We start from the raw sequence: 25,296 nt of genomic DNA, 5'->3' as shown, positions 1-25,296 counted from the left end.
CGCGTGCTGAGGCCGGATGGATGCGCTCAGAATCCGGATAGAGTCGCACAGAATCCGGGTGGTGATGTCCGCCAGGACATCAGTTTACTCGTAGCCCGTGACACCGGAGCGCAAAGCGCAGGTGTCACGGGTTTGCGATCCCTCTCGGCATGTGGTGTCCGGTCGAGGACACCGATTTACCGTTCCGGATGGCGTGCTTCCGTATTATCGCACTCTTTCAGGAGGCCGGGTGTTGTATCTTTGCAGAACTTCTTTCCGATAAGTAGCTCTGAAAAATTGCCCCGTTTTTTAACGGAATCGGGTCAGAACTTGGTCACGCGCAGAGTGGAGCGGTCGATCGCCGAGGTTGACTGCGCGGGAGCCACGGTGGGAATCTCGGCGCCTTCCCTCACGAGCATGATGCACTTTATCGGACCGTCGGCCTCGATGTGGTGCCATCCGGGCGAATAGCTGCGGCCGCTCTGATAGTCGGTCCACTTCTGTCCGGCGGGCAGATAGACGTTGCGCGCGGAGGTCTCGGTGAGCAGCGGAGCCACGAGTATGTCGGAGCCGAACATGTATTGGTCTTCAACGGTCCAGACACCGGGATCATCGGGGAACTCCACGAGCAGGGCGCGCAGCATGGGCCATCCGTTGGCCACGCAGGTAGCGGCCTGCTGCTCGATGTAGGGCATCAGCGAGTATTTCAGCTCGGCGCAGCGGCGGAAGTAGTCGGTGAATTCCGGATTTTCATAGAGCCAGGGCTCGGTCGGAGGCGCTCCGTGGGCGCGGGTGTGTGACGAGAGGAAGCCCATAGGGAGCCAGCGGCGGTAGAGGGCTTCGGGGGTTGAGGTGACGAAGCCGCCCATGTCGTGGCTCCAGAAGCAGAAACCGCTCATGCCGAGCGAGAGGCCTGCGCGGAGTGTGCCGAGCATACCGGTGTTGGTGCTTGCCGCGTCACCGCCCCAGTGGAGCGGATAGCGCTGCGATCCGGCCCAGGCTGAACGGGCCCAGATGATGTTGTCGCCCTTGATGCGGCGGGTCACGTCGGCCACGGCCTTGTTGTAGCGCACCGGGTAGAGGTTGTGTTCGTAGAGACCGCTGCGGCCGTTGGCATAGATGGCATCGAGGGGAGCGGCTTCGCCGAAGTCGACCTTGATGGCGCCAACGCCCATTTCGAGCAGCGAGCCGAGTTTCGACTGATACCAGCTGACGGTCTCCGGGTTGGTGAAATCAAGCACGGCGTCTTCATAGGGCAGAGTGCCGCGTCCGTTTTTGACCGCGAGACCCTTGCTGACGAGTTCGGGGAAGTATTTGTTGCCGGGCACGAAGTAGGGGAGCTGCCAGAGGCAGATGTGGAACCCATCTTTGGCAAGATCTGAGATCATCTTGCGCGGGTTTCGGAAGCGTTCGGGCGAGAATTCGTAGTCGCATTGCCAGTCGGTGTCGAACCATCCGGTGTCGAAGTGGATCACGTCGGCGGGAATGCGGTTGCTGCGCAGCTTGGCCGCCACGTCGCGTCCCTCGTCTTCGGAGAAGTAGCTGATGCGGCTCATCCAGGTGCCGAAGCTCCACAGCGGTGGCATTTCTGGACGTCCGCTCAGGGCGGTGTATTCGCTGAGGATTTCCTTTGGAGTGCCCCACATGATGAAGAGGTCAAGGTCTTCATCGGCCATGAAGAGCTTGTTGGCTCCGATGTAGCTCTGGCCCACGTCGGCGGTCAGCGGAGCCGAGGTGTGGATAAACATGCCGTAGCCCAGGTTGCTGAAAAAGAAGGGGATGGGCTTGTACATATCGGGGCTTTCCGGGCCCTGCGGGTCGGTGACGAAGAGGTTGAGCTTCTGTCCGGCCTTGTCAAGCGGACCGGGGCCTTCGCCAAAGCCGAAGATGCGTTCGCCGGGCGTAAGGGAGAAGACGGGGTTGATGGAGCGGGAGTTGTCTGATCCGCGCTTGATGAAACTGAACGGTGGCACCTTGATCTGGGTGGAATCGTTGTCGCTCCAGGTGCGTGTGCGGCTCAGTTCGCGGCCCTCGCTGTCAAGGATTATTATTCGCCAGGGATCGGCCTGGATGCGCAGAGAACCGTAGGGCGAGGTGTAGAGAACGTCGGCGCCCTTGCGTGTGACCTTCCAGGCGGATGCATCGTTGGCTACCGGTCCGGCAAGCATGGGCGAAAGCGAGTCGGGATCGGCGGGAGCTACCGGCGAGGTGTGGATGCGCAGGCGCAGTGTGCGTCCGTTGACCGGCTCGATACTGAAACCGAGATCGGGATTTTGCGGATAGGCAGTGTCAGGAAAATCAAGGCTTTTGAGAGGCTGGTGGAGATAGGTGTTGGCGTTGAAGGCCTGACGGGGCATGAGTTGCTGACGCTTCCAGCTGATGGTGCCGCGTCCGGTCGAAGTGTCGAACCCGGCCAGAGAGTCGGCAAAGAAATAGGTGTTGGTGAAGTCAGCGAAATCCTTGCTGACATCAATGCTCTGGCTCAGCAGATAGGCTGAGCCTGCATTTGTGCGGGTGTCTGCGGCGGCTGTCAGGATGCCGAAGGCCATGACGGCAGACATGAATGATCGGAATGACATGCTGATTGGTAAGGTTTGGGGTAAATAGGTTGAAGGTTTATAGATGCACAAATATAATGAAAAAATCCGAGAAATTTTTGCGGGCTATGAAATTCTCGCGAATAAATTGTAAATTTGCCGTAAACCTTGAAATTTGAATCACATGGAAGATATCAAAGTCACCGCACGGAACCTCATGGAGTTCCTCAACGAAAGTCCGGTCAATTTTCTTGCCGTCAAGACCGTCAGACGCCATCTTGACGCCGCCGGTTTCACCATGCTTGACCCCGCGGCCCGCTGGCAGCTTCAGCCGGGCGGAAAATATTATCTGGTAAAGAACTCAAGCGCCATTTTCGCGTTTACAGTGACCACCGAAGGCCCTGACGCCGGTTTCCGCATAATCTCGGCCCACTCTGACTCTCCCTGCCTGCGCATCAAGCCCAAGGCCGAGATGATCAGCGAAGGTGGGGTTGTCAGGCTGAACGTGGAGGTCTACGGTGGTCCGATTCTCTACACATGGTTCGACCGTCCGCTCTCGGTGGCCGGACGTGTGGTGCTCCGCGGCGGGGATCCGCTGCATCCCCGTACAGAGATAGTGAAATTCGACCGCCCGCTGCTGATCATACCGCACCTTGCCATCCATTTCAACCGCGCTGTCAACGAGGGCAATCCTCTCTCGAAGCAGAAAGACATGCTGCCGGTGATAGCCATTGTCAGAGATGCCGCCGAGAAGGACAATCTGCTGCTCCGCACTGTGGCTGATGCGCTCGGATGCCGTGTGGACGACATTCTTGATTTCGACCTCTCGCTTTTCGACACCACTCCCGCCTGCACCGTGGGGCTTGACGATGAGTTTCTGACTTCGGGTCGCCTGGATGACCTGAGTATGGTCCACGGCGCTATGACTGCTCTGCTTGAGACTTCGTCGACGGCACAGACCCGTGTGATGGCTGTGTTTGACAATGAAGAGACCGGATCGGGAACCAAGCAGGGGGCCGCTTCGCCGGTGCTCGCCCAGCTGCTGCGCCGCATTGTAGGCTGTCTCGGCGGCAGTGAGGAGGATTATCTGCGTTCGATCGACCGGTCGTTTATGATCTCGGCTGACAACGCCCATGCCTTCCATCCGAACTATGCGGAGAAGTATGACCCGACAAACCACCCCGTGGTGGGCGGCGGTCCGGTGATCAAGATCAATGCCAACTGCAAGTATATGACCGATGCCGAATCAGCTGCCGTGTTCCGCTCTATCTGCGACAAGGCCGGAGTGCCCTGTCAGTATTTCGTCAACCACAGTGATGTGGCCGGCGGATCGACTCTCGGCAATATTCTGACATCGCAGATCGACCTGCGCGGCGTAGACATGGGCGAGGCCATATGGGCCATGCACTCGATCCGCGAGACGATGGCCACTAAAGACCATGCCTATACCATAGCGGCATTCAAGACCTTCTTCGATCTCTAAACGGACCATCGTGTTTTCTGAGAAATTATATGCGACTCTTCCTCCGGGCGCTGACAGACCTCTGTCGCCCGGAGGAAGACTTGTCTGTTGGGCGGGTGTGCTGCTCGCCGCGCTGATCTATGCACTTTTCTCGCTCCATGTACCTTATATCGGTGACGATTATGCCCTTCCTGTCGACTGGATGACAGCCAACGGCGGTGTCAAGGAGTTTTCCTGGCCGAGGATGTGGAATTTCACGGCCTATCTGAGGTCTATCGACAATTGCCGGCTGGACAACATCGTGTTCATGGCGATGCGTATGGCTCTGTTGCCCAAATGGACTCTGGCGCTTGTAGTCGGACTGAGCGGGGCCTTTCTTATCCTTGGTGCGGGACAGCTGTGTTCCCCCCGACGCTCAGACCTGCCTCTGGTCATGATCGCTTTCTGGGGGTGGATGACATTTACGTTCTCGTGGCCCTTCGGCACGATGGGGATCGACAATTCATTCAATGTCCTTTTGCCGTCGGCCATGACGGTGTGGTTTCTCGTCCTGCTGCGTCGTGTGGCAAGCGGCAGGCTCCCGGTTCCGGTGCTTGTCGCAGGTGGTGTTTATGCCTTTCTGTGTGGATGGATACATGAAGGTTATGCCGTGCCTGTCGGATGCGGTCTTGGGGCGTGGGCGCTTCTAAGGTGTTTCCGTATGCCGTGGCAGTGGTGGATTCTCACAGCCGTTTTTGCTGCGGGAGCACTTTGGGTTGTCAGTGCGCCGGGCCTTTGGATGAGGTTTTCATCTGTCTCTGTGGGCGCCCCGGTCAATCTGAAGACAGTGCTTACTCTGTCGCTGCCTGTAGTAGTCTTGGCGGGATTGGCTGTTGTCTTGATGGCTTGCCGCATCCGGAAATGTGCGCTTGGAGGATGTCGGGATCATTATTGGCATCCACAAGCAATGGATGTCGTTGTCGCGATGGCCTTTGTGGTGTCAGCGGTGATAGTATTCAAATCGTCCCCTTCCAATCCGCGGGCTCTTTGGATCTGCAATCTTTTTGCCTCGCTGACAATGTTCGGGCTGCTTCGGACGGTCTTTGTCAGATGGCCGGCCACGGTGGTGAAATGTCTGGCCGGGGTGGCATTGCTTATGATCGTGGTCTTCTATATCAATGTCATCAGGACTCAGAAGCGGCTATGGGATGAAGAACAGGAGATCGAGCGGCAGATGGCGGAGTCGGAGACGGGGACTGTATATCGTGATTATACGATTGCAATGTCAAAACTGACGCTGCTTCATCCGGTCAACGCCCACTGGCGGACCACGCTCCACATCAACAGTTACAATGATTTTTATCCCGGCGACAAAGTCTTTGCGGTTGTTCCGCCTGTGCTGGAGAGTCTGACGGCTGAAATGGTCGATTGGATGGAACGCAGCTCCAATGGCGGTCATGACAGTCATGAACGGCCCGGATTTCCGGCGAAACTTTCAGGTGGGGCAGATGTGTTTGCCTATGGCGATGAGCTGATCATGCCTGACAGACGGATGACTATGACTTATTGGACTGGGACTGAGACTGAAGTGGCGTCGCGTGGTATAAAGTGTGATTACGAGTGTGCTGATGGCCGGAGATTTGACAGCATGGAGTCGGTGCAGATCCGGTTTCGCACCCGCGATGGCCGGAGTCTCATATACATAGCGCCCTGTCATGTCAAGGTAACAGGGCCTTATAATTCTGTTTCGTATGTTGAAACACCCTCTAATTAGCCGGAATTGAAATATGATTGAGAATGGAAGAGAGGTCAGGCATCCGCTGGTATCAGTTATAGTGCCCGCATATAATGTTGCTGAATACGTAAAGACAATATATAATAGTGTATTGGCGCAGACCTATCCTGACTGGGAGCTGGTTTTTGTGGATGACTGCTCGACTGATCAGACTGCGGCTGTGGTACAAGATATAGCCGATTGTGATCCGAGGGTAAGACTTTACAAGACGGAACATAATTCCGGAACTCCATTGAGACCGAGGGTAAAGGGCGCTGAGATGGCCGAGGGAGAGTATGTCTGCCCGATAGATGCGGATGACGATGTTTCGGCAGACTTTATCAGGGAGCTTATTGACAGGGCGCTGGAGACCGGAACCGAAATAACATTACCGATCATGAGAAATTGCCGATCCGGGGAAGAGGTGGAAATCTTTGATTCCGAAGCCTTGGATAAGGGCTCGGTTTATACGGGTTGGGATCTGGTTGCCCACACGCTCTATGAGTGGCGCTTTGGAATGAACGGCGGTTTGTATGAAAAGGAGTTCTATAAGAAGTGCCTGAACTATCTTCTGGGACTGAGATTGACGGTGAAGGCCCCCGTGGTGGCACTTACGGAGTCTCTTATGTTTATTGACGAAGCCGGCAGCCGTGTCCTTCTGATGGATGCGGAAAAAGTCGCTTTTGCCGCTAATGCGGTTTACAATTACAGATATAATCCTGATTCGGTTGTGGAAATCAAATCGGCCAGGAGTTTCAATATCCTGGATTCAAATATGTTTATCCGTCAGGCCTTGTTGGATCATGGATGCAGTGAAGGTCCGCTATGGAGACGATTGCAACTACATCTCTCAGCTTGTCTTGCCGACAAGATGGCAAAATATGTTGAAAATTATTCGAAATTATCGGCTCATGACCGCCGCGAAGCATTGGAAACGCTTAAACGGGCTTATCGGAATTATGATCCGGCGGAAGCCGCGCCTGCGATTTCAAAAATCTTTTATGTGATATTCCGCTCTGGCTTTTATAGCGCAGTCATGCTCTTTTATTTAAGAAATTGCCTGAAATTCAGGTTGCAGTGCTTTAAGGCCGTTTTTAAACGACCTCTTGGAAGAGCCTGTCAGCGTCTTTTGTCCGCTCGGTAAAAGTCAGTTGCAGAGGTAAACTGTATGACAAAAGTTCCGGAAGTCGGTGACAAGACTTCCGGAACTTTTGATTGTGTTGGATCGGTGGGATTTACAAGATGATAGGCGTCTTATTCGTGCTTGCGGTCCATAGCATACCAGGCATAGGCTATGTAGGCAGCCACTGCAGGAACGATTATGGAAACCCAGCTCATGCAGGTGAGAGTGAAGTGGCTCGATGAGCTGTTGAAGATGGTAAGCGACGACGATGGGTCGGTGAGCGAGGGGTAGTAGGGGGTGTTGTTGTAGCCTGCTATCCAGAAGAGGCAGAGCACCACCAGTATGGTGCCTGTTCCGCTCCACCAGATGCCGTCGGTCCAGTGGTCGGCAAGAGTGGAGCGGATGATTGCGTAGAGCACCATCACTACTCCGATCAGGAATATGGCCAGAGTCCAGGGCATTTCCACCAGATTGTGGAAGTATTTGAACTCGCGCGGAGCGAAAGTGCTCCGCAGGCCGTCGATCCCGCCGTTGAAAGTGGTCTCCAGTCCGGTTGACGTGAGGAGAACCCCGGCGAAGATGAGGAAGAGCACCACGAATATGGCACCGTTGACCATGACTCGGCGGCGGTTGGCCTTGAAAAAGCTGTCAGGGTTGGAATTGTTGTTGAGCAGATAGAGTGCTCCCTGCGTGCGGGCAAGGAAGAGAACGGTGAAGCCGAGCAGCAGGTTCTTCCAGTTGAATATGGCCTCGAAACCGTGGGAGGGAGCCCAGACTGAGATCATCGGAGAAGAACCGTTGAGAATGTTGCCTTTGCTGACTGAAAACTCAGCCCCGAAGAAGAACATCGAGACAGCCACGCCGAGCAGAATGCAGCCCACGCAGCCGTTGATGAAGAGAAAGGTATCGTAGGTGCGGGTGCCGAAGATGTTGCCCGGCTTTGTGCGGAATTCATAGCTGACAGCCTGGAGCACGAAGCTGATCAGTATGAGCATCCACAGCCAGTAGGCGCCTCCGAAACTTGTGGAGTAGAAAAGCGGGAACGATGCGAAGAAGGCACCTCCGAAAACCACCAGAGTGGTGAACGTGAGTTCCCATTTGTGGCCGAAAGAACTGATCATACGGCGCGAGGCCTCGGAAGAGTCGCTGACGGAAAGCAGAAACGTCTGTCCTCCCTGCACGAAAAGTAGGAACACCAGCAGTGCGCCGAGCACGGAAATGAGCAGCCACCAATATATCTGTAAGGATTCAAGTTCCATGATTTATGTCTGTTTGAGGGTGAGAAATCGGGTTAGTGGTTTTCAGGTCCGCGTCTGATCTGGTTGATCATGATTGTGACCTCGGCCACGAGCAGGGCTGTGAATACGGCGGCAAACATCCAGAATGTCAGCTGTACGGTAGAGGCCGAGATGGCCGAGATAGCGGCGCGGGCGGGCATCAGGCCTTCGATGATCCAGGGCTGGCGTCCGACTTCTGCAGTCACCCACCCGGCTTCTGAGCAGATCCACACCACAGGGATGGTCAGTATGGCCACCCACTGCCACCACTTGCGTTCCCAAAGGCGTCCGCCACGGGCCGAGCTGATGACGGCGAGTATGAAGAAAAGCAGGAGATAGCCTCCGGCAAGCACCATGATGTGGAACGAATAGAATGTCATGCCCACAGGCGGAATCGCCTCCTCAGGGCTGTCGAGATATCCGTAGCCGAAATAGCGGTAGTCTTCCTTGAGACGGGCGCGTGCTTCGGCCATAGCCGCGGTATCGCCGTCGGTCATGGCCCGGTCGAAGTCACGGAGGGCCTCATGGGCGCGTTTGCCTATGGCTATGCGTTCGGCATATGATTCAGTCCTGATGGTGTCGCCTTCCGGCGTGAGGCTTATACCTTCGATAAGATCATTGATGCCGGGCACGAAGGTGTTGGCATCGTGGTTAGCGAGGATCGAGAGTCCGTAGGGGATCGAGATGTCGAAAATGAAGGGATCTTTGCCGTCATTGAGAGTCTTTGACGGGTCGAGCAGACCGAAGCCCACTATCTCCTGGCCTACTTTACCGTTATATAGTCCCTCCATCGCAGCGAGTTTCATGGGCTGCACCCGCGCCACCTGGACTGCCGAGCCGTCGCCGGTCCAGAGTGTCAGCACGATGCCTGCGAGACCTGTCCAGCCGGCTATGCGGATCGAGTCGAGAGCGAATTCCCGGCGCTTGTTTTTCAGCAGGAACCAGGCGCTGACACCGCAGACAAACACTGCGCCTACCACCCAGCCGTCAAACACTGCATGGAAGAACTTGTTGATGGCCACGGGAGAAAGAACCACGTCCCAGAAGTTGTCCATGACGTTGCGCATCTGTGCCGGGTCGAATTCCATGCCGACGGGATATTGCATCCATGCGTTGGCAATCAGTATCCACAGGGCCGAGATCGAGGCTCCGAGGGCTGTCAGCCATGTGGAAGCGAGGTGGAATCCGGGGCTTACTTTTTTCCATCCGAAGAACATGACGGCAATGAAGGTTGCTTCCATGAAGAAGGCGAGCAGGCCCTCGATGGCAAGCGGCGCTCCGAAAATGTCGCCCACAAACCAGCTGTAGTTCGACCAGTTTGTGCCGAATTCGAATTCAAGGATAATTCCGGTGGCCACTCCCATAGCGAAGTTTATGCCAAAGAGTGTCATCCAGAACTTGGTAATTTGGAGCCATTTTTCGCTTCGGGTGCGGAAATAGATGGTCTCCATGATTCCGACTATCACGCTCAGGCCGAGTGTCAGCGGCACAAAGAGCCAGTGATACATGGCTGTGAGGGCAAACTGCCATCGCGACCAGTCGACTACGGTCATCAAATCGTCCATACTCTCGTGTTTTTTATAAGTTGTTTTTTATAGTTGAAAGAGATAGAAAGTCTGTTGAGTGTGTGTGTTTGTAAATGGCAGAATATTTCCGGAGCTTAACGGTTGAGAAGAGACTCCCTCACTGCCTCGGCCCTTTGGGCATCGGTGTCATAGTCGCGTGACAGGATGTCTGGGAAGAAGAAGAGTTTGAAAATGAAAAACAGAATGAACAGTTTGATGATTATCAGCAACCATAGCTTCCGGCCTACAGTCATCGAGCGGAATCCATCGGCATAGAAGCGGTATATGCGGTGGGTCACGGTTCCGAAGGCTGAGAGCCGAGAGCGGAGGTGAGCCTGTGATTTTGTCTGAGTTCTGTCCATATGCTGTTATAACAATCTCTGAATGTCAAAAGTGATGACAGTGAGGCAAATTTATATAAATTTTTCGCAGCGAGAAAAAAAGTATAGCTGTTATATAGCATATTCAGTCACATGCTATATGTGGGAGTAATTTAGGGTTTTAAGTAGGAAGATGGAGATGTCTGATGCCTGTGGTTGGATTTCCTGCATAAAAAACTCCGGCCCGTAATTTCTTACGGGCCGGAGGGTTATAAGAAGTGGATATGGTTCCGGGCGGTTATGCCTTGGCTGCTTTCTTGGCGTTGCGGCGGGCATCGGTGAGGTAAGCCACGGGAGCTGCCACGTAGATTGTGGCGAGAGTGCCGATGATCACACCGAAGATCATTGCGAATACGAATGAGCGAATCGCGTCACCGCCGAGGATGAAGATGCACAGGAGCACGAGGAGCGTTGAGCATGAGGTCATCACTGTACGGCCGAGAGTAGAGTTCATCGAGCTGTTGATGGTGTCGAAGAAGTTCTGTTTCGGATAGAGCTGAACGTTTTCACGCACACGGTCGAAGACTACCACGGTGTCATTGATCTGATAACCGATAACCGTAAGGATGGCGGCGATGAATGACTGGTCGATTTCCATAGCGAAGGGGAAGAGGCCCCAGAAGAGCGAGTAGAAACCGATGATGGTGAAGGCTGTGAAGGCTACAGCTGCAAGTGCGCCGAGCGAGAAGGCGATGTTGCGGAAACGGAGCAGGATGTAGAAGAACATGGCCAGAAGGGCGAGGATCACGGCGATGTAAGCGTCGGTGCGCATGTCGTTGGCCACGGTCGGACCTACTTTCTGCGATGACATGATGCCGATGTTCTCGTTAGTGGTCGAGAAGTCTTCGATGCTCATTCCGTTGAGCTGGTTCTCAAGGCCCTTGTAGAGGATGCCGGTGATTTCGTTGTCGATGCCTTCTTCGTCAGAGTCGATCTTGTAGTTGGTCGAGATGCGGACCTTGGTGTCGTCGTCAATGGTGATGACACTGAGCTGTGCACCGTCAAAGAGGGGTGCGAGCTGAGCCTGGAGTTCGTGGGTCTTCACAGGATGATCGAACTGAACCACATAGTTGCGGCCGCCTGAGAAGTCGATGCCCTGGTTGAGGCCGCGGGCAAAGAACGAGATGATCACTATGGCTACAACCGCGCCGACAATTCCGAAGCTGACCTTGCGGGCGCCGAGGAAATTGAAGTGGGTGTCAGAGAACATCTTGGCCGAAAGGGGAGTGGTGAATGTCAGCTTTTCGAAGGGCTTGGTCTTGGCACACATTATATATATAAGGCGTGTCAGGTAGACAGCGGTGAAGAATGAGCAGACAATACCGATGATGAGGGTGGTGGCGAAGCCTTTGATAGGACCTGTTCCGAAGAGAAGGAGGATCACACCTGTGATGATCGAAGTGAGGTTCGAGTCAAAGATGGCTGAGAATGCGTTGCTGTAACCGTCGGCGATGGCGGTGCGTACGCTCTTGCCGGCGCGGAGTTCTTCTTTGGCACGTTCGTAGATGAGCACGTTGGCGTCAACTGCCATACCGAGCGCGAGCACGATACCGGCGATGCCGGAGAGTGTCAGCACGGCCTGGAATGACGCGAGGATGCCGAAGGTGAAGAAGATGTTGAAGATGAGGGCGATGTTGGCGATGATGCCGGGGACAAGGCCGTAGAAGAGACACATGAAGATCATCAGGAGCACGATGGCGATGATGAACGACCAGAGACCGTCGTGGATGGCCTGTTCGCCGAGCGACGGACCGATCACGGTGTCGGAGATGATGTCGACCTTGGCTGCCATCTTGCCGCTCTTGAGCACGTTGGCAAGGTCTTTTGCTTCATCGGTGGTGAAGTTGCCGGTGATCTGCGAGCGTCCGCCTTCGATCACTGAGTTGACGTTGGGCGAAGAGTAGACCTGATTGTCAAGCACGATAGCCACGGGCTTGTTGAGGTTGGCGGCAGTGATGCGGGCCCACTGGCGGGCTGCTTCGGGTTTCATGTTCATTGAAACGTAGTTGCCGTTCATGGCTTCGTAGTCGCTGGTAGCTGAAGTGATGACGTCGCCGCTGAGTGCTGGTTTGCCGTTTGAGGTCTTGAGGGCTACGAGCTGATAGATGCTGAGGTTGCGCTTGCCGCGTACGGAGTCGTCGACCTGTACTATCTCAGGCTTGAATTCCCATGCAAGTTTGAGGTTGGAGGGAAGGATGCCTTTGGCTACGTTTGATGCAAGGATGGCATCAATGGTGTCACGGGCAGTTTCGGTGGCTGAACCTACGCTGATTGGGCGGTAGGGGTTGCCGACCTGGAGGAAGTAGTCGAAGAGACCTTTGCCGTTGCCGGTGGTGTCGGTGCGCAGGGCGTTGTCAAGCGCCTGGAGCATCGGGGCGATTTCGTTGAACTGGGTGGTCTCGTAGAATTCGAGGTTGGCGCTTGATTTGAGAAGCTCGCGTACACGGTCGTGTTCCTTAACGCCGGGAAGCTCAAGGAGGATCTGGCCGTCCTTTTCAAGTTCCTGGATGTTGGGGGCAACGACTCCGAATTGGTCGATACGGGTGCGGAGCACGTTGGTGGAGCTGCTGACGCGGTCTTTCACTTCCTGACGGAGTGAGTTCTTGATGGCGTCCATGCTGTCACCGCGCTTCACCTGATCCTTGAACACTACCGAAAGATCGCCCTGGGGGTCGAGCTTACGGTATTCTGCGCAAAAGACGTCTATGAAGTCATTGCTCTTGTTGGCACGGGTGATTGAGTCGGCGCTCATGACGGCACGTTCGAAGTAGGGGTTGCCTTCTGCGTTGGCCATCGAGCGGAGGATGTCGGGTACCGATACCTGCAGGGTGACGTTCATACCACCTTTGAGGTCGAGGCCGAGACCTACTCCGAGTTTCTGTACTTCATTGAATGTATAGCCTAAATAAACCTTTTCGTTTGCGATGTTCTTGATGTACTCGCTGTAGGCCTTACGTTTAGTTTCAGGGCTGTTGTTGTCCTTGGCAGCCTCGACGGCGGCATATTCTTCCGCTTTCTTCTCGTAGTGGTTGGTAACTAACGTGAATGAAAGGTAGAACAAGCAGATGAGCACCATGAAAATGGCGATCACACCTGCAACAACACTTCCCAAAGATCCTTTGCTTTGCATTGTGTTAAAGTGATGTATTTAAATAGTTAGTTAAAATTAAAATTCTGATTGATTTTCATGGAGAAAATCGGTAAAGTGCCAATTTTCAGTCTGCAAATATACAAAAATTCTTTTAAATGCCCTCGCCGGAGGACTGATTTTTGCGTTAGAGTCTGTTTAAACTCTAAATCGGGTGGCTTTTGATCGGGAATTGCCTTACAGATAGGCAAATTCAGGGTTCAAGGCAGGCAAGTGCGATGACCTCGCCGGCGGCCAGGGAGTGCCAGGCGAGTGAAAATTTGCTTCCGCGGGCCTGCGCGGATGTGAAATCCGGGGCTATGTGGATTTCCTTGAGGGCGAGTCCGGGGGTGAGCGCGGCTTTGTAGGCGGCTTCTTTGGCTGTCCAGTATTTCAGGAGTATGCCGAGTCTCGACGGCTCGTCACAGCAGAGGTTTGCAGAGTCTTCTTCGGCAGGGGTGAGAAAGCGTTGGGCCACACGAAGCAGCTGCGGGCGTGGAGACTCGATATCTACACCTATATTAATATGCGGGCTATTGCCTACGGCGAGCAGGCAGTGGCTGGTGGAATGGGATATGGAGATGCGCAGGTCCGGATGTCCGCTCACGGACGGTGCACCCTCCGGACTGTGGGTTAATTCCATCCCCTCGCCAAGGGCTTGGGCTATAAGCGATTCGACGGCGGCTTTCTCGCAGTCGCGTCTTGAGCCTGCGGTGTCCGGGACGGGGCAGAGGTAAAGGCGGCAGCAGCCGGCGGTCAGTTCGGTCATGGTCAGAGGTTTTTGAGGAGATAAAGCATGTCGTCTCTGACGGTTCTTACTATTGGGGCTATTGAGTCGGGTGAGGAGCCTGCGGGCAGATCAAGGTAGAAGGCGCCGGAGAGCACGGAGGCGGAATCTGTGGCAAGAAGCTGCACGGGGGTGGTGAGCGAGGTGCGGGTTTCGGCCAGTTCGCAGTGCCAGTTGCCGGCTGATGTGAGTTCGGTGATGACAGTTGTGGCGCCTCCGGAGTTGAGTTCCATGCGTTCGCGGCGGTTGTTCATGATCGCTGATATCTCCTGTCGGCCGGCTGGAGAGAGGGTCAGGTAGAGGGTTGCATTGCTGAACTGCGGGTAGGTCACGGTGATCCACCATGAGGCGTCGGCTTTCTGCTGCATGCTGACGTCGGCGTCTGAATTGAACATCAGTGTGGCCGGACCTGCGGTGTGGATGCTGTGGTTTCGGCCTGGCAGTTCGATGCGGGGCCATCCCTCCGGTTTGGGAACGGCGCTGTCATTTCCGGCCCCGGAGCATGAATCTGCGGCTATAGCCGCCGTGATGCTTATTATAAGGCATGAAATATGGCCTAAGGCTTTTTTCATCGGTTTTACAGGGCGGGAGTTGGAGAGGTCATTGAATCAGGCTGGTCTTCGGGCATTACTTTGACGCGCACGTTGACGATGCGGTGCTGATGGATGGAGAGCACCAGGAAGCGGCAGCGGCCGTAGACAATTGATTCTTTTTCTTTCGGGAAGTCTCCCTTGATGGCCAGGAGCATTCCGGCGAGTGTCTCGCAGTCTTCGATGACGGGTGCATAGGCTTCTTCATCGAGATCGGTTACGCGGAAGAAGTCGTTGAGCAAGGTTTTGCCTTCGAAGATATAGGTGTCGTCAGGTAGGCGGCGGTAGGTTTTTTCTTCAACGTCATATTCGTCGTCGATATCGCCCACTATCTCTTCAAGCACGTCTTCAAGGGTCACGATGCCTTGGGTGCCGCCGAATTCGTCGACCACGATGGCCAGATGGACTCTCCGCGAACGGAAATCTTCGAGGAGGTCGTCGATCATGCGCGATTCAGGCACATAGTAGGGTTCGCGCATCAGTTTCTGCCATTCGAAGTTTTCTCCGGTCTGCCCTACGTAGGGGAGAAGGTCGCGCGAATAGAGCACTCCTTTTATGTTGTCCATAGTGTTTTCATAGACCGGCAGGCGGGCGAATCCGCTTTCGATCACTATTTTCATCACCTGGGCGAAGGAGTCGGAGGTTTCGATGCCTGTGATGTCGACGCGCGGGGTCATGACTTCAGAGGCTGTTGTGTCGCCGAATTTCAGAATGCCTTCGAGCATGTCTTTGTTTTCGTCGTCGCTTACATGGGCTATCTCCAGAGCCTGCGAGAGGTCATCGGCGGTGACAGAGGTGGTCTTTTTGGTCACCACTTTCTTTACAATGCCACTGCTCTTGACGAGGACTGACGAGAGCGGATAGAACAGACTGAGCCCGGCTTCAAGCATCGGGGCAGCCGTTTTGGCCCATGCCAGATTGTTGGAGTTGGCATAGAGTTTCGGCAGGATTTCTCCGAAGAGGAGTATCAGGAAGGTAAGAAGTACGGTCTGCAGGATGAAACTCCACACAGGGCTGAGTGTCGAGAAGATCGGGCCGAGGGCGAAGTTACAGAGCACAACGATGGTCACGTTGACCAGATTGTTGATGATGAGGATTGTGGCCAGGAGGCGTTCGGGCATCCGGAGCAGTCTTAACACACGTTCGCCCGACGAACTTTCTTCCAGTTCGTCGCACTGCACGGGTGTCAGCGAGAAAAATGAAATTTCGCTTCCGGAAACAAATGCGGAGATCAGAAGCGCTGCCAAAGCACACAAGAGCGCCACAATGCTGTCGGTGGAAAATGGCGCAACGTCAAGCAACGGAGTGTTGGTAATGTCAAGAAGAGTGTTTGCCACCTGTTCAGTGGCAGGTAAAGGGTCAGTGTCCAAGACGATTTAGATAAGTTATACAAAGAGCCGGGGCATCAATCTCAAAGACGGTATGAGCCAACACAGGCATTATCGCTGCAAAGATAATGAGAATTTTCGTAACCTCACAGATTTTGCCTCGGCTTTGTTAAAAAAACGGTCCGCGGCAAGATGCCGAGTGACCGTTTCGGGGTAAGAGGTTTTATGCCCCAGGTGAGGATCATGTTGTTGTAAAACCAGACTTTGACCGGTTCATGGTTGTGTGTATGGATGGTGCGTCAGCTGTGGAGGGTAAGGATGAATGAGGCGCCAGTGGTGACTGAGGGATCGAGGATCAGAGAGCCGTTGATCTTTTCGGCGCGGAGGGCGCAGATGGGGAGGCCGAGGCGGGCGCCTTTGCTGATGTCAGTCGGCGTGGCGAAGGGCTTGAACAGATTTTCGCGCTCGTTTTCGGGGATGCCCGGACTTGTGTCGGTCACGATGAACTGGTGGCTTTTCGCTCCGCGTTTTCGGTAGGCGAGTGTGATCTTACCGCCCTCGGCTGTGTGTTTTGCAGCATTTCCGAGAAGATGGGTGAGGATTTTGTCGACTTCGGGAGCATCGATGCGGGCATAGCCTTTGCAGCCGTCGAGATGCAGCACCACGCGCGGATTGAGCATCGGGCGGATTTTATTAGCAATGGCATCGCAGAATGTCTGGAGATTCACTTCTTCGAGGGCTTCCTCGTCAAGCTGTCCGGCACTTTCCACATCGGAGAGTTCGCCGACACGTCTGACATAGCCGCGGAGGTTGCGCACAGCCGGGTCTGTCTGGTCAAGCTGTTCGAGTGTAGGCTCCATCTGCGAAGACATGTTGTGGAGTATGGCGCTCTTGGCGGCGCTTTCGGCGTTGGCGGTGTCAACGGATTTTTTCATGCGTCTGTTTTTCGCCACCACGCGCCAGTAGAACATGGCACCGACACCGAGGGCGGCAAGAGCGATGACGAAGAGAGTGATGAAGGTTACCACCCAGCCCGTGCGGGCCTTTATGGTGTGGTCTTTCTCTGCGATAGTCTCCTGGCTTTCGGCATACTCCTGCTTAACCTTGCCGAGTTCGGTATGGGCTGTTATGGCCTCGATCGAGTCTGACCAGCGCATGTAGTTTTCATAGGTGTGTTCCACGAGGCGGGCATCGTTGGCGCTTACGGCTCTTTCGATGAGGTCCTGATAGGCCTTGTCGGCGGCTTTGTAGTCATTGGCCTGGTCATACTGCTTGATCAGGCGGGCTATGCAGAGGTCGCCTTTGGCTGTCTGGTTGATGGCATAGTAATACTGGGCTTCGTTGAAGAGCATGTCGCTTGTGAGTTCCTTGTTTCCTGCTTTTTTTGCATAGCCGGCCATTTTGGCGAGCGAGCGGCCTGCGTCGGAGTTGTTTGAGAGATTGCGGTAGATGAGGAAGCGGGCGCGTTCGGTCGTGTAGAAAACCGCAGGCAGAGAGTCGGGCGAGATATGGCGTTCGGCAAGAGTCTTGTCGTTGTTGGCGAGAAGACGGAAAGCGCCGTCGTAGTTCTTGGCATCGGCGCATATCGCAGCCGCGGCAGCTGCCGAGCGTGCGGCGGGCAGATACTGGTGTGCGGCCATCTGCGAGTTGTAAGCCTTCAGCTGTCGGTTGAGCTCGGTCTGGCTGTCGGCCCACATCCCGAAAGCCGCGGCGGTCAGAGCTATGACCAGAGTAAACAGTCGTTTCATAATATATAAATAGTTTGCGTGATTGTGTTTAAGCAACTCTTAAAAATTAACCGATAGAATGTGTGCATAAGTAGCTCATATAATAGTATAAATTAATTTCTCAGAGTTACTTATCAGCAATGATTCGGTAAAAATCACCGAAGTGGTTGAAACTTAAGTTAATATATCGAATCGTCAAATACAAATGAATCGCCAAAGCGTTCATTATAAAAACATTAAACAATATGAACGTATTGGCGATTCTCAAAGACTTCACCTTTCAGTGTAAGTCGGTATTTGAAAATACTACAACCAAGATGAGCAAAAGGTTCCTCAACTGGCTGATTTTAACAATACGCACTGTGGCGTTGATTCCGGGCAAAGTCAATTTTACCCGGCTGTCGCGCTATGGCGGTCGTACAGCCAAGACCTTTGCCTCCAATTTCAAGACACCCGTAGACTGGATGAAAGTCAACATAGGTATGGCGCAGGATTGTTTTGGACCGTCCGATGACATGGCAGTGGCAATCGATCCGTCGTTCATTTCAAAGTCAGGCAGCCTGACATATGGCATAGGCCGTTTCTGGTCAGGGGTGGCACAACGTGTCAAACGCGGTCTGGAGATAATGGCGATCGGGGCAATAAGTCTGAGTAAACATACATGTGTGATGCTCGGTGCTGTCCAGTCACCGAACTTCAGGACTCTTGAATCTGAGAAACAAATGTCAATGCTTGACTGGTATGTGGCACTTGTCAGGTCAAAGGCGGCAGAGCTGCTCTCACTGACGGATATTCTGGTTGCCGATGCCTTTTTCTCCAAATATGAGTTTGTAAATGAGGTGATTGGCATGGGATTCCGGTTTGTCGGGAGATTACGTGCCAATTCATATCTCAGGTATTTGGCCATACCGGATTCCTCCGCCACGCGAAGACGCGGCAGAAAGAAAAAGTATGGAGAGAAAGTGGATTTCTCAACTCTTGATATGTCCGTGTTCACTTCATTCATATATGAGGATTCCAAAGGAATCAAAACCCGATGTCACACGGCGGTCGTACATTCGAGGGCATTGAAACGCGACATCCGTATCGTGGTATGTCCGGTTGAAAACGGAGAGCCTCTTCTTTACTTCTCTACCGACACCGACATGAGACCTGAAAAGATCATCGGTTTCTACCGCACACGCTTCCAGATCGAGTTCGGTATACGCGATGCCAAGCAGTTTACCGGACTTCAGTCACAGCAGACCCGCGACAGGGAGCGGCTTGACTTTGCGTTCAATCTTTCCTTCACAGCCCTCAATGTCTGCAAAGAGGTCATAAGGAAGGATTATCCGGATCTTTCGGTAGCGCAGTTCAAACGGCTTATGTTTGAATCTTATCTCGCCTCAACAATTATTTCGACTTGCGGAAAATCTCCGCATCTCAAAATAATTCAGAAAATAAATCATCGGTTGGCTCAGTTAGCGGCTTAGCCAAGGCTGAACAACCTCAAATTTTACCGAATCATTGTATCAGATAAACGAATGAGCCATGCCGATGGTTTAGGGGGGAGGTTATTAACAATCAGAGGCAGTTTTCAACATTTTAACACGATTTGATAGTAGAAAGGTCTAACGGACAGAGGAATTTTTGTTACTTTGCATCAGAAAAACCAATAAACGCCTTATGGGTAAAATAATAGCAATCGCCAATCAGAAAGGCGGCGTCGGAAAAACCACCACTACCATCAATCTGGCCGCGTCACTTGCGGCTGAGGGTAAGAAGACACTGATAATTGACGCCGATCCGCAGGCCAACGCAACATCGGGCTACGGGATAGACCCTAAGACTATGACCTCTTCGATCTACGAATGTCTGGTCGATGACTATCCGGTGGAGGGATCCCAGGTAGCCACCTGCTGCGAGGGGCTTGATCTTGTCGGGTCGCGCATCGACCTGGCAGGCGCTGAAATTGAGCTTATCAACAAGCCTGCGCGTGAGAATGTACTGAAAAAGGCAGTCGCTCCCGTCAAGGACAAGTATGACTACATACTGATCGACTGCTCTCCGTCGCTCGGACTTATAACGGTCAACGCACTGACCGCGGCAGACTCCGTGATCATTCCCGTGCAGGCTGAATATTTCGCACTGGAGGGAATCACCAAGCTTCTCAACACCATCCGTATCATCAAATCGAAACTCAATCCGCAGATCGAGATCGAAGGCTTTCTGCTGACCATGTATGACGCGCGTCTGCGCCTGGCCAATCAGATCTACGAAGAACTGAAAGGCCACTTCGGTCCAATGGTCTTTGACACGGTGATTCCCCGCAACATCCGTCTGAGCGAGGCACCGAGCCACGGCCTGCCGGCTTTGCTCTACGATCCGATTTCACGCGGAGCTACCTCTCACGTGGCCCTCGCCCGTGAACTGATAGCAAAAAACAGCCTCTAACCACACTACAGATAAATAATCACAGAATCCTATGCAGCCCAAACGCCCTGCCCTCGGCCGCGGTCTCGACTCGCTCATCGCAATGGATGATGCGCCCGCCCGCGGTACCTCGGCCATAAATGACATAGAGATCTCACGTATCTCTCCCAATCCCGATCAGCCGCGACGTCTTTTCGACGAAGAAGCCCTTGAGGAACTCTCGCGCTCCATCCGTGAGCTCGGCATCATACAGCCCCTGTCGCTGCGCAAAACCGGACCTGACACTTACCAGATCATAGCCGGCGAGCGACGCTACCGCGCGGCGATGATGGCCGGACTGACTACCGTCCCTGCCTATATACGCACTGCGAATGACACTGAGCTGACCGAAATGGCGCTCATAGAGAACATACAGCGCGAAGATCTCAACGCCATAGAAATAGCTCTGACATTCAAAAAGCTGATTGATCAGTATAATCTCACCCAGGAGCGTCTGAGCGAGCGCATAGGCAAGAAGCGTACCACGATTGCCAACTTCCTGCGTCTGCTCCGCCTTCCGGCTGAAGTGCAGCTCGGTCTGCGCGACCGCCGGATTGACATGGGTCATGCCCGCGCTCTGCTGAGCATCGACGACCCGAAATTTCAGCTGCGTCTCTATAATGAGATCGTTAAACAGGGCCTTTCGGTGCGCCGGGTGGAGGAACTCGCAAAGAAATATCAGCAGGCGGCTCTCGAAGGCAAGAAGCCTGAGAATGACAGCAGAAGATTTTCTAACAATGATTATGATATTTTAAAAGACCACCTCTCGCAGCGATTCAGCACCCCTGTAAAGCTCACCTGCGACGCTTCCGGCAAAGGAAAAATCTCATTTTCTTTCCGCGATGAGGCTGAACTTGAAAGATTAATTGCTATCTTTGACACTGCAAAGCAGTAGCCGTCAGAAGCTATTGCCTGGAAATTACCGGGTGGATCTTGATATTCGCCTGGAACTCAGGACGATAAATCCAAAATGCAATTCGAAGCGGAAAAAGAACAACGAACAGCTGGAACCATATGGAGGCTTGCTGTCGGCATGATGTTGATCGTGCTGACATGCCCGTTTAACATTTTTTCTGAAAATATGCCGGCCGAAAGCTGTGTGGCTGATGCCGACTCGGTAGCTCCGGTTGTCACGGCTCCCTCGCGGAAGCCTGTAAGGCCGGAGCGGCGTCATACATCACCGATCTCAAATCTGCCTGACAGTTTTCCGGTAGGGAATCCGCAGACACCTCCGGTCATGGTGGTTCTTGACAGCCTTTCGGCCCAGGGTGATTCCGTCAGCATAGTTCCGCTTGACTCTGTCCCGGTTGTTGCCTCTCCGCTGATAGCGGTGACCGATTCGATAGCCCGCGCTCCGGAGGAAAAGAAATTTACCTTTGTCCCTGACCCCACCAAAGCCGTCTGGATGTCAGCCCTGTTTCCTGGCCTTGGGCAGCTTTACAACCGCCGTTACTGGAAACTCCCCATAGTAGTAGGCGGATTCATGGGGCTTGGCTATGCCATGAACTGGAACAATACAATGCTGCGCGACTACACCCGCGCCTATTCCGATATCATGGACAATGACCCTTCGACCAAGAGCTACATGGACTTCTTCGCGCCGACCGTGCAGGAGTCTGATCTAAATAAAGAATGGCTGACCAATATACTGCGCCAGCGCAAGAACATGTATCGCCGTCAGCGTGACCTCTGTGTCATCTGCATGATAGGCGTATATCTTGTTGCGATGGTCGATGCCTATGTCGATGCGCAGCTTGCCCATTTCGACATCAGTCCGGACCTCAGTGTCGATATCGCTCCGGCACTGCTCCCCACCGAGACTCGCAAGAACGGTCTGCCCGGTCTCGGAGTCTGCTGGGCGGTCAATTTCTGACGCTGTCAGCCGGTCGATCATTTATGTAAAATAGTCCAAAACTCTCCCATAGATATATCTGTAAAGAAAAATAATGAATAAGTCAATCCTTGTCGCAGTATTTGCCGTCGGACTCAACGCCATGAGTGTCATGGGCGCTCAATCCATACTTGAGATAAAGAACTCGATTACCGATGACAATATAATAGCTCCTGAAAGCTTCGAGACGCAGACCCGTCTGCTTGAGGAGAATTTTTATCTGAAGAATTATGTGGTTCCGGGCATTGACCTCGGAGCGTCGCAGACCGCCACTCCCGCTGAATATGAGGAGAGGCTCAAGAGACTCCCGACCGAGATCGAGCTGCCCTACAACTCGATTGTAGGGAACTATATCAATATGTATCTCACCAAGCGCCGCTCGCTGGTGGCTGATATGCTTGCCCTCCACAGTTACTACGGTCCGATTTTCGTGGAAGAACTGCTGAAAGAGGGTATGCCTACCGAACTGCAGTATCTTCCGGTAATTGAATCGGCCATTAACCCCAACGCCGTTTCGCGTGCAGGAGCAGCAGGCCTGTGGCAGTTCATGCCCGCAACGGCCAAAGGGCTCGGAATGGAAGTCAACTCGCTGATCGACGAGCGCCGCGATGCCCGTCTGTCTTCTCGTAACGCCGCCCGTTATCTTAAACAGCTTTATGAGATCTACAATGACTGGTCGCTTGCCATAGCGGCCTACAACTGCGGTCCGGGTAACGTCAACAAGGCTCTGCGCCGTGCCGGAGGCGAAGGCAAGAAAGACTATTGGGAGATCTACAGCTATCTTCCTGCCGAAACCCGTGGATATGTGCCTGCCTTCATCGCCGCCAACTATGTGATGAATTACTACAACAAGCATGGCATCTCTCCGACTGTCATCAAGCGTCATCTGACCACTGACACCGTCCAGGTAAACAAATATATTCATTTCAACCAGATTGCTGCAGTGCTTAATATACCGGTCGACGAGATCCGTATGCTAAACCCGCAGTATCGCAAGGATATCATCCCCGGAGACTATCGCCCCTATCTTCTGACGCTCCCCACTCAGCAGTGTCTGAGCTACGTTATGAGCGAGAAGCGAATCGTCGACTATGACGCAGACCGCTATGCGCGTCGCAGCTATGTGGAGCCGGGCGAGAATTCCGAGCCGGAGATCGTGGCCGGAGACAACGGTGTGGCCAATCTTGCCCAGGCAAGCCGCCAGACAGCCAATGCCCAAACCAACAATGAGATTGCCCAGACCCAGATGTCGGAAAAGATGGTGGTGAAGACCCATGTGGTGACACGCGGAGAAAGCATCCGTGACATCGCGCGTCAGTATGGCGTCTCGGCTACAGACATCAAGCGCTGGAATCAGTTGCGCCGTGGCAAAGTCAAGGAGGGCGATAAGCTCAAGATCGAAGTGTTCGAGCGTGTGTCCCCGGAAAGCGTCAAGGTTGTAGCCGCCCCTGAAGTGGCTCAGGTCAGTGCCGAGACCCTGCGGGAATCTGCCGCTTCGTCCAATGCCGCAGCACCGGCCGCCACGTCGGCTTCTGCTGCAAAGAATGCCGCTCCCGCCAAATCTGCATCTGCTTCAAAAGCTGCGGCTTCAAAGCCTGCACCCAAAGCCGTCGCGACTCCGAAGGCCACCAGATATAAGGTGCGCAACGGTGACACACTGGAGAAAATTGCCCGCAAACACGGAACTACAGTCGCAGCCATCCAGTCGGCCAACGGACTTGGAAAAAGTACTAACATCCGCGCCGGACAGAGCCTGAAAATTCCGGCCAAGAAAGCAACGGCCAAGAAAAGAAGCCGCAGAAGAAGATAAGCAAGCGGACCTTTCCGTTAAAGAATCACCCAAAAAGTCAACCTCCACAGCCGTGATCTGCGGCATGTGGAGGTTGACTTTTTTCTTTTATAATGTTTTTTCGGTCTGAAGGAGCTGAGCTGTCAGGCAGAGGGAAAGAGCGAAGACGAATCTCTCTACTCTCAGACAAGTTCCATGCCCTTGAGTATGGCCTGCTTGTTGATGGGGAGCAGGTGGTGGTGTCGTTCGGGCAGAGTCTTCTTGAGGCCTTTCATGACGGCTTCTACCGGAAGCAGTCCGCGCACTTTCAGGAGCGAGCCGAGCAGCACCATGTTGTAGGCCTTGCTTGATGAAAGCTCGAATGTCGCTTCCATAGCTTCGACCGGATAGATGTTGATGTCTGTGCGGGTAGGCGCATGGTGTATGCTGTAGGGATCATAGATCAGAGTGCCGCCGGTTTTTACTTTCGACTCGAACTTGTCGAGGCTCTGCTGGTTGAGAATAACGGCTGTGTCATAGGTGTTGAGCACAGGGCTGCTGATCGGCTGATCGGAAAGAATTACAGTCACATTGGCTGTGCCTCCGCGCTGCTCAGGTCCGTAGGCTGGCATCCATGTGACCTCAAGATTGTCCATCAGCCCTGCATAGGCGAGGATTTTGCCCATTGACAGGACTCCTTGTCCGCCAAAACCTGCTATGATTATTTCTTCTTTCATCTCGTCTGTTATTTCGTTTCTTTAACGCTCTCTTATGGTTTGACAGTGCTGTCTTTGAGATCGCCTACGGGGTATTTGGCAAACATGTGTTCCTCCATCCATTGATTGGATTTGACGGGCGACATTTTCCATCCGGAACTGCAGGTGGATACGATTTCAACCACTGATGTCCCGAAGCCTGACATGGAGTTCTCGAAAGCTTTGCGGATGGCTTTCTTGGCCTTGCGCACAGCGGCAGCCGAGTGGACGCTCTGGCGGGTGACGTAGCATGTCCCGTCAAGCATGGCGAGAATCTCGGAGATTTTCAGCGGATAGCCGTTGAGTTCTACACGACGGCCGTAGGGGGTAGTCGATGTCACCTGACCTTCGAGGGTGGTGGGTGCCATCTGGCCTCCGGTCATGCCGTAGATGCCGTTGTTGATAAAAATTATGGCTATGTTCTCGCCACGGTTTGCTGCGTGGATTGTCTCGGCTGTGCCGATGGCCGCGAGGTCGCCGTCGCCCTGATAGGTGAACACCAGTCTGGACGGATTCAGGCGTTTGGCGGCGGTGGCGATTGCCGGTGCGCGTCCGTGGGCCGCTTCTATCCAGTCCACATCAATATAGTTGTAGGCCATTACGGCACAGCCGACGGGGGCAACGCCTATGGCTATCTCTTCGGCACCCATCTCTTCAATCACCTCTGCGATGAGCTTGTGGACAACTCCGTGGGAGCATCCGGGGCAGTAGTGCATGGTGTTGTCGTTGAGCAGACGGGGCTTGGTCTCGACTATGTTGGCGCTTTGTTTGATTTCTTCGGGAGTCATGACTGTCT

19 protein-coding genes are annotated in these 25,296 nt (G+C 53.8%); 8 read left to right on the top strand and 11 right to left on the bottom strand.

Translation table 11 applies throughout. The features are described from left to right. Positions 1-302 precede the first annotated feature (302 nt). Positions 303-2,528, bottom strand: a complete 2,226-nt coding sequence (locus E7745_RS00765; protein WP_240740415.1) for an alpha-xylosidase — start codon at positions 2,526-2,528, stop codon at positions 303-305. A 172-nt stretch (positions 2,529-2,700) separates the two neighbouring features. Here E7745_RS00765 and E7745_RS00760 point away from each other — a divergent pair, with 172 nt between their 5' ends. Genes E7745_RS00760 through E7745_RS00750 form a run of 3 tightly spaced genes read left to right on the top strand, consistent with a single transcriptional unit; the run spans position 2,701 to position 6,875 of the window. Next, positions 2,701-3,999 carry a M18 family aminopeptidase gene (locus tag E7745_RS00760; protein WP_136408091.1) on the top strand — a complete coding sequence of 433 codons (1,299 nt, stop codon included), beginning with the start codon at positions 2,701-2,703 and terminating at the stop codon, positions 3,997-3,999. Positions 4,000-4,009: 10 nt separating this feature from the next. After that, the gene (locus E7745_RS00755; RefSeq protein WP_136408090.1) at positions 4,010-5,731 is read left to right on the top strand and encodes a DUF6056 family protein; all 1,722 of its coding nucleotides are present in this window, start codon (positions 4,010-4,012) and stop codon (positions 5,729-5,731) included. 13 nt (positions 5,732-5,744) lie between these two features. Further along, on the top strand, positions 5,745-6,875 hold the full coding sequence (locus E7745_RS00750) for a glycosyltransferase (protein WP_136408089.1): 1,131 nt from the start codon (positions 5,745-5,747) through the stop codon (positions 6,873-6,875). A gap of 110 nt (positions 6,876-6,985) precedes the next feature. Here E7745_RS00750 and E7745_RS00745 read toward each other — a convergent pair whose 3' ends face one another. The 8 genes from E7745_RS00745 to E7745_RS00710 form a co-directional block, all read right to left on the bottom strand. Continuing rightward, positions 6,986-8,113 carry a cytochrome d ubiquinol oxidase subunit II gene (locus tag E7745_RS00745; RefSeq protein WP_136408088.1) on the bottom strand — a complete coding sequence of 376 codons (1,128 nt, stop codon included), beginning with the start codon at positions 8,111-8,113 and terminating at the stop codon, positions 6,986-6,988. 32 nt (positions 8,114-8,145) lie between these two features. Then, positions 8,146-9,696 carry a cytochrome ubiquinol oxidase subunit I gene (locus E7745_RS00740; protein WP_136408087.1) on the bottom strand — a complete coding sequence of 517 codons (1,551 nt, stop codon included), beginning with the start codon at positions 9,694-9,696 and terminating at the stop codon, positions 8,146-8,148. A 95-nt stretch (positions 9,697-9,791) separates the two neighbouring features. Then, positions 9,792-10,058, bottom strand: coding sequence for a DUF4492 domain-containing protein (locus E7745_RS00735; RefSeq protein WP_107031677.1), 267 nt, complete (start codon positions 10,056-10,058; stop codon positions 9,792-9,794). 256 nt (positions 10,059-10,314) lie between these two features. Next, entirely contained in the window at positions 10,315-13,206 is a 2,892-nt protein-coding gene (secD, locus tag E7745_RS00730; RefSeq protein WP_107031676.1) for a protein translocase subunit SecD, read from the bottom strand. 211 nt (positions 13,207-13,417) lie between these two features. Continuing rightward, on the bottom strand, positions 13,418-13,972 hold the full coding sequence (locus E7745_RS00725) for a 4'-phosphopantetheinyl transferase superfamily protein (RefSeq protein ID WP_136408086.1): 555 nt from the start codon (positions 13,970-13,972) through the stop codon (positions 13,418-13,420). Positions 13,973-13,974: 2 nt separating this feature from the next. Continuing rightward, positions 13,975-14,562 (bottom strand): hypothetical protein, encoded by a 588-nt coding sequence (locus E7745_RS00720; protein WP_136408085.1) that lies wholly within the window; start codon positions 14,560-14,562, stop codon positions 13,975-13,977. A 5-nt stretch (positions 14,563-14,567) separates the two neighbouring features. Next, positions 14,568-15,917: a gliding motility-associated protein GldE gene (gene gldE / locus E7745_RS00715; RefSeq protein WP_136408084.1), complete on the bottom strand. Its 1,350-nt coding sequence runs from the start codon at positions 15,915-15,917 to the stop codon at positions 14,568-14,570. A gap of 290 nt (positions 15,918-16,207) precedes the next feature. Continuing rightward, positions 16,208-17,656 carry a HAMP domain-containing sensor histidine kinase gene (locus E7745_RS00710; protein ID WP_136408083.1) on the bottom strand — a complete coding sequence of 483 codons (1,449 nt, stop codon included), beginning with the start codon at positions 17,654-17,656 and terminating at the stop codon, positions 16,208-16,210. 224 nt (positions 17,657-17,880) lie between these two features. On the opposite strand from E7745_RS00710, the gene E7745_RS00705 reads away from it, so the two are divergent. From E7745_RS00705 to E7745_RS00685, 5 genes are all read left to right on the top strand, one after another. Beyond that, entirely contained in the window at positions 17,881-19,107 is a 1,227-nt protein-coding gene (locus E7745_RS00705; protein WP_124076708.1) for a transposase, read from the top strand. A gap of 193 nt (positions 19,108-19,300) precedes the next feature. Continuing rightward, positions 19,301-20,068, top strand: coding sequence for a ParA family protein (locus tag E7745_RS00700; protein ID WP_123398279.1), 768 nt, complete (start codon positions 19,301-19,303; stop codon positions 20,066-20,068). Between the two features lie 31 nt (positions 20,069-20,099). Then, entirely contained in the window at positions 20,100-20,981 is an 882-nt protein-coding gene (locus E7745_RS00695) for a ParB/RepB/Spo0J family partition protein (RefSeq protein ID WP_123398278.1), read from the top strand. 75 nt (positions 20,982-21,056) lie between these two features. Continuing rightward, the gene (locus tag E7745_RS00690) at positions 21,057-21,959 is read left to right on the top strand and encodes a DUF5683 domain-containing protein (protein WP_123398277.1); all 903 of its coding nucleotides are present in this window, start codon (positions 21,057-21,059) and stop codon (positions 21,957-21,959) included. A gap of 73 nt (positions 21,960-22,032) precedes the next feature. Continuing rightward, positions 22,033-23,787 carry a lytic transglycosylase domain-containing protein gene (locus E7745_RS00685; RefSeq protein ID WP_136408082.1) on the top strand — a complete coding sequence of 585 codons (1,755 nt, stop codon included), beginning with the start codon at positions 22,033-22,035 and terminating at the stop codon, positions 23,785-23,787. Positions 23,788-23,948: 161 nt separating this feature from the next. On the opposite strand, the gene E7745_RS00680 is transcribed toward E7745_RS00685, so the two are convergent. Both E7745_RS00680 and E7745_RS00675 read right to left on the bottom strand, forming a co-directional pair. Further along, positions 23,949-24,482 (bottom strand): 2-oxoacid:acceptor oxidoreductase family protein, encoded by a 534-nt coding sequence (locus E7745_RS00680; protein WP_123398276.1) that lies wholly within the window; start codon positions 24,480-24,482, stop codon positions 23,949-23,951. Positions 24,483-24,514: 32 nt separating this feature from the next. Further along, positions 24,515-25,288, bottom strand: a complete 774-nt coding sequence (locus E7745_RS00675; protein ID WP_123398275.1) for a thiamine pyrophosphate-dependent enzyme — start codon at positions 25,286-25,288, stop codon at positions 24,515-24,517. Positions 25,289-25,296 lie beyond the last annotated feature (8 nt).

The sequence above is a fragment of the Duncaniella sp. C9 genome (assembly GCF_004803935.1).
GTDB classification, from domain to species: domain Bacteria; phylum Bacteroidota; class Bacteroidia; order Bacteroidales; family Muribaculaceae; genus Duncaniella; species Duncaniella muris.
This window is presented reverse-complemented; position numbering and strand designations above follow the sequence as displayed.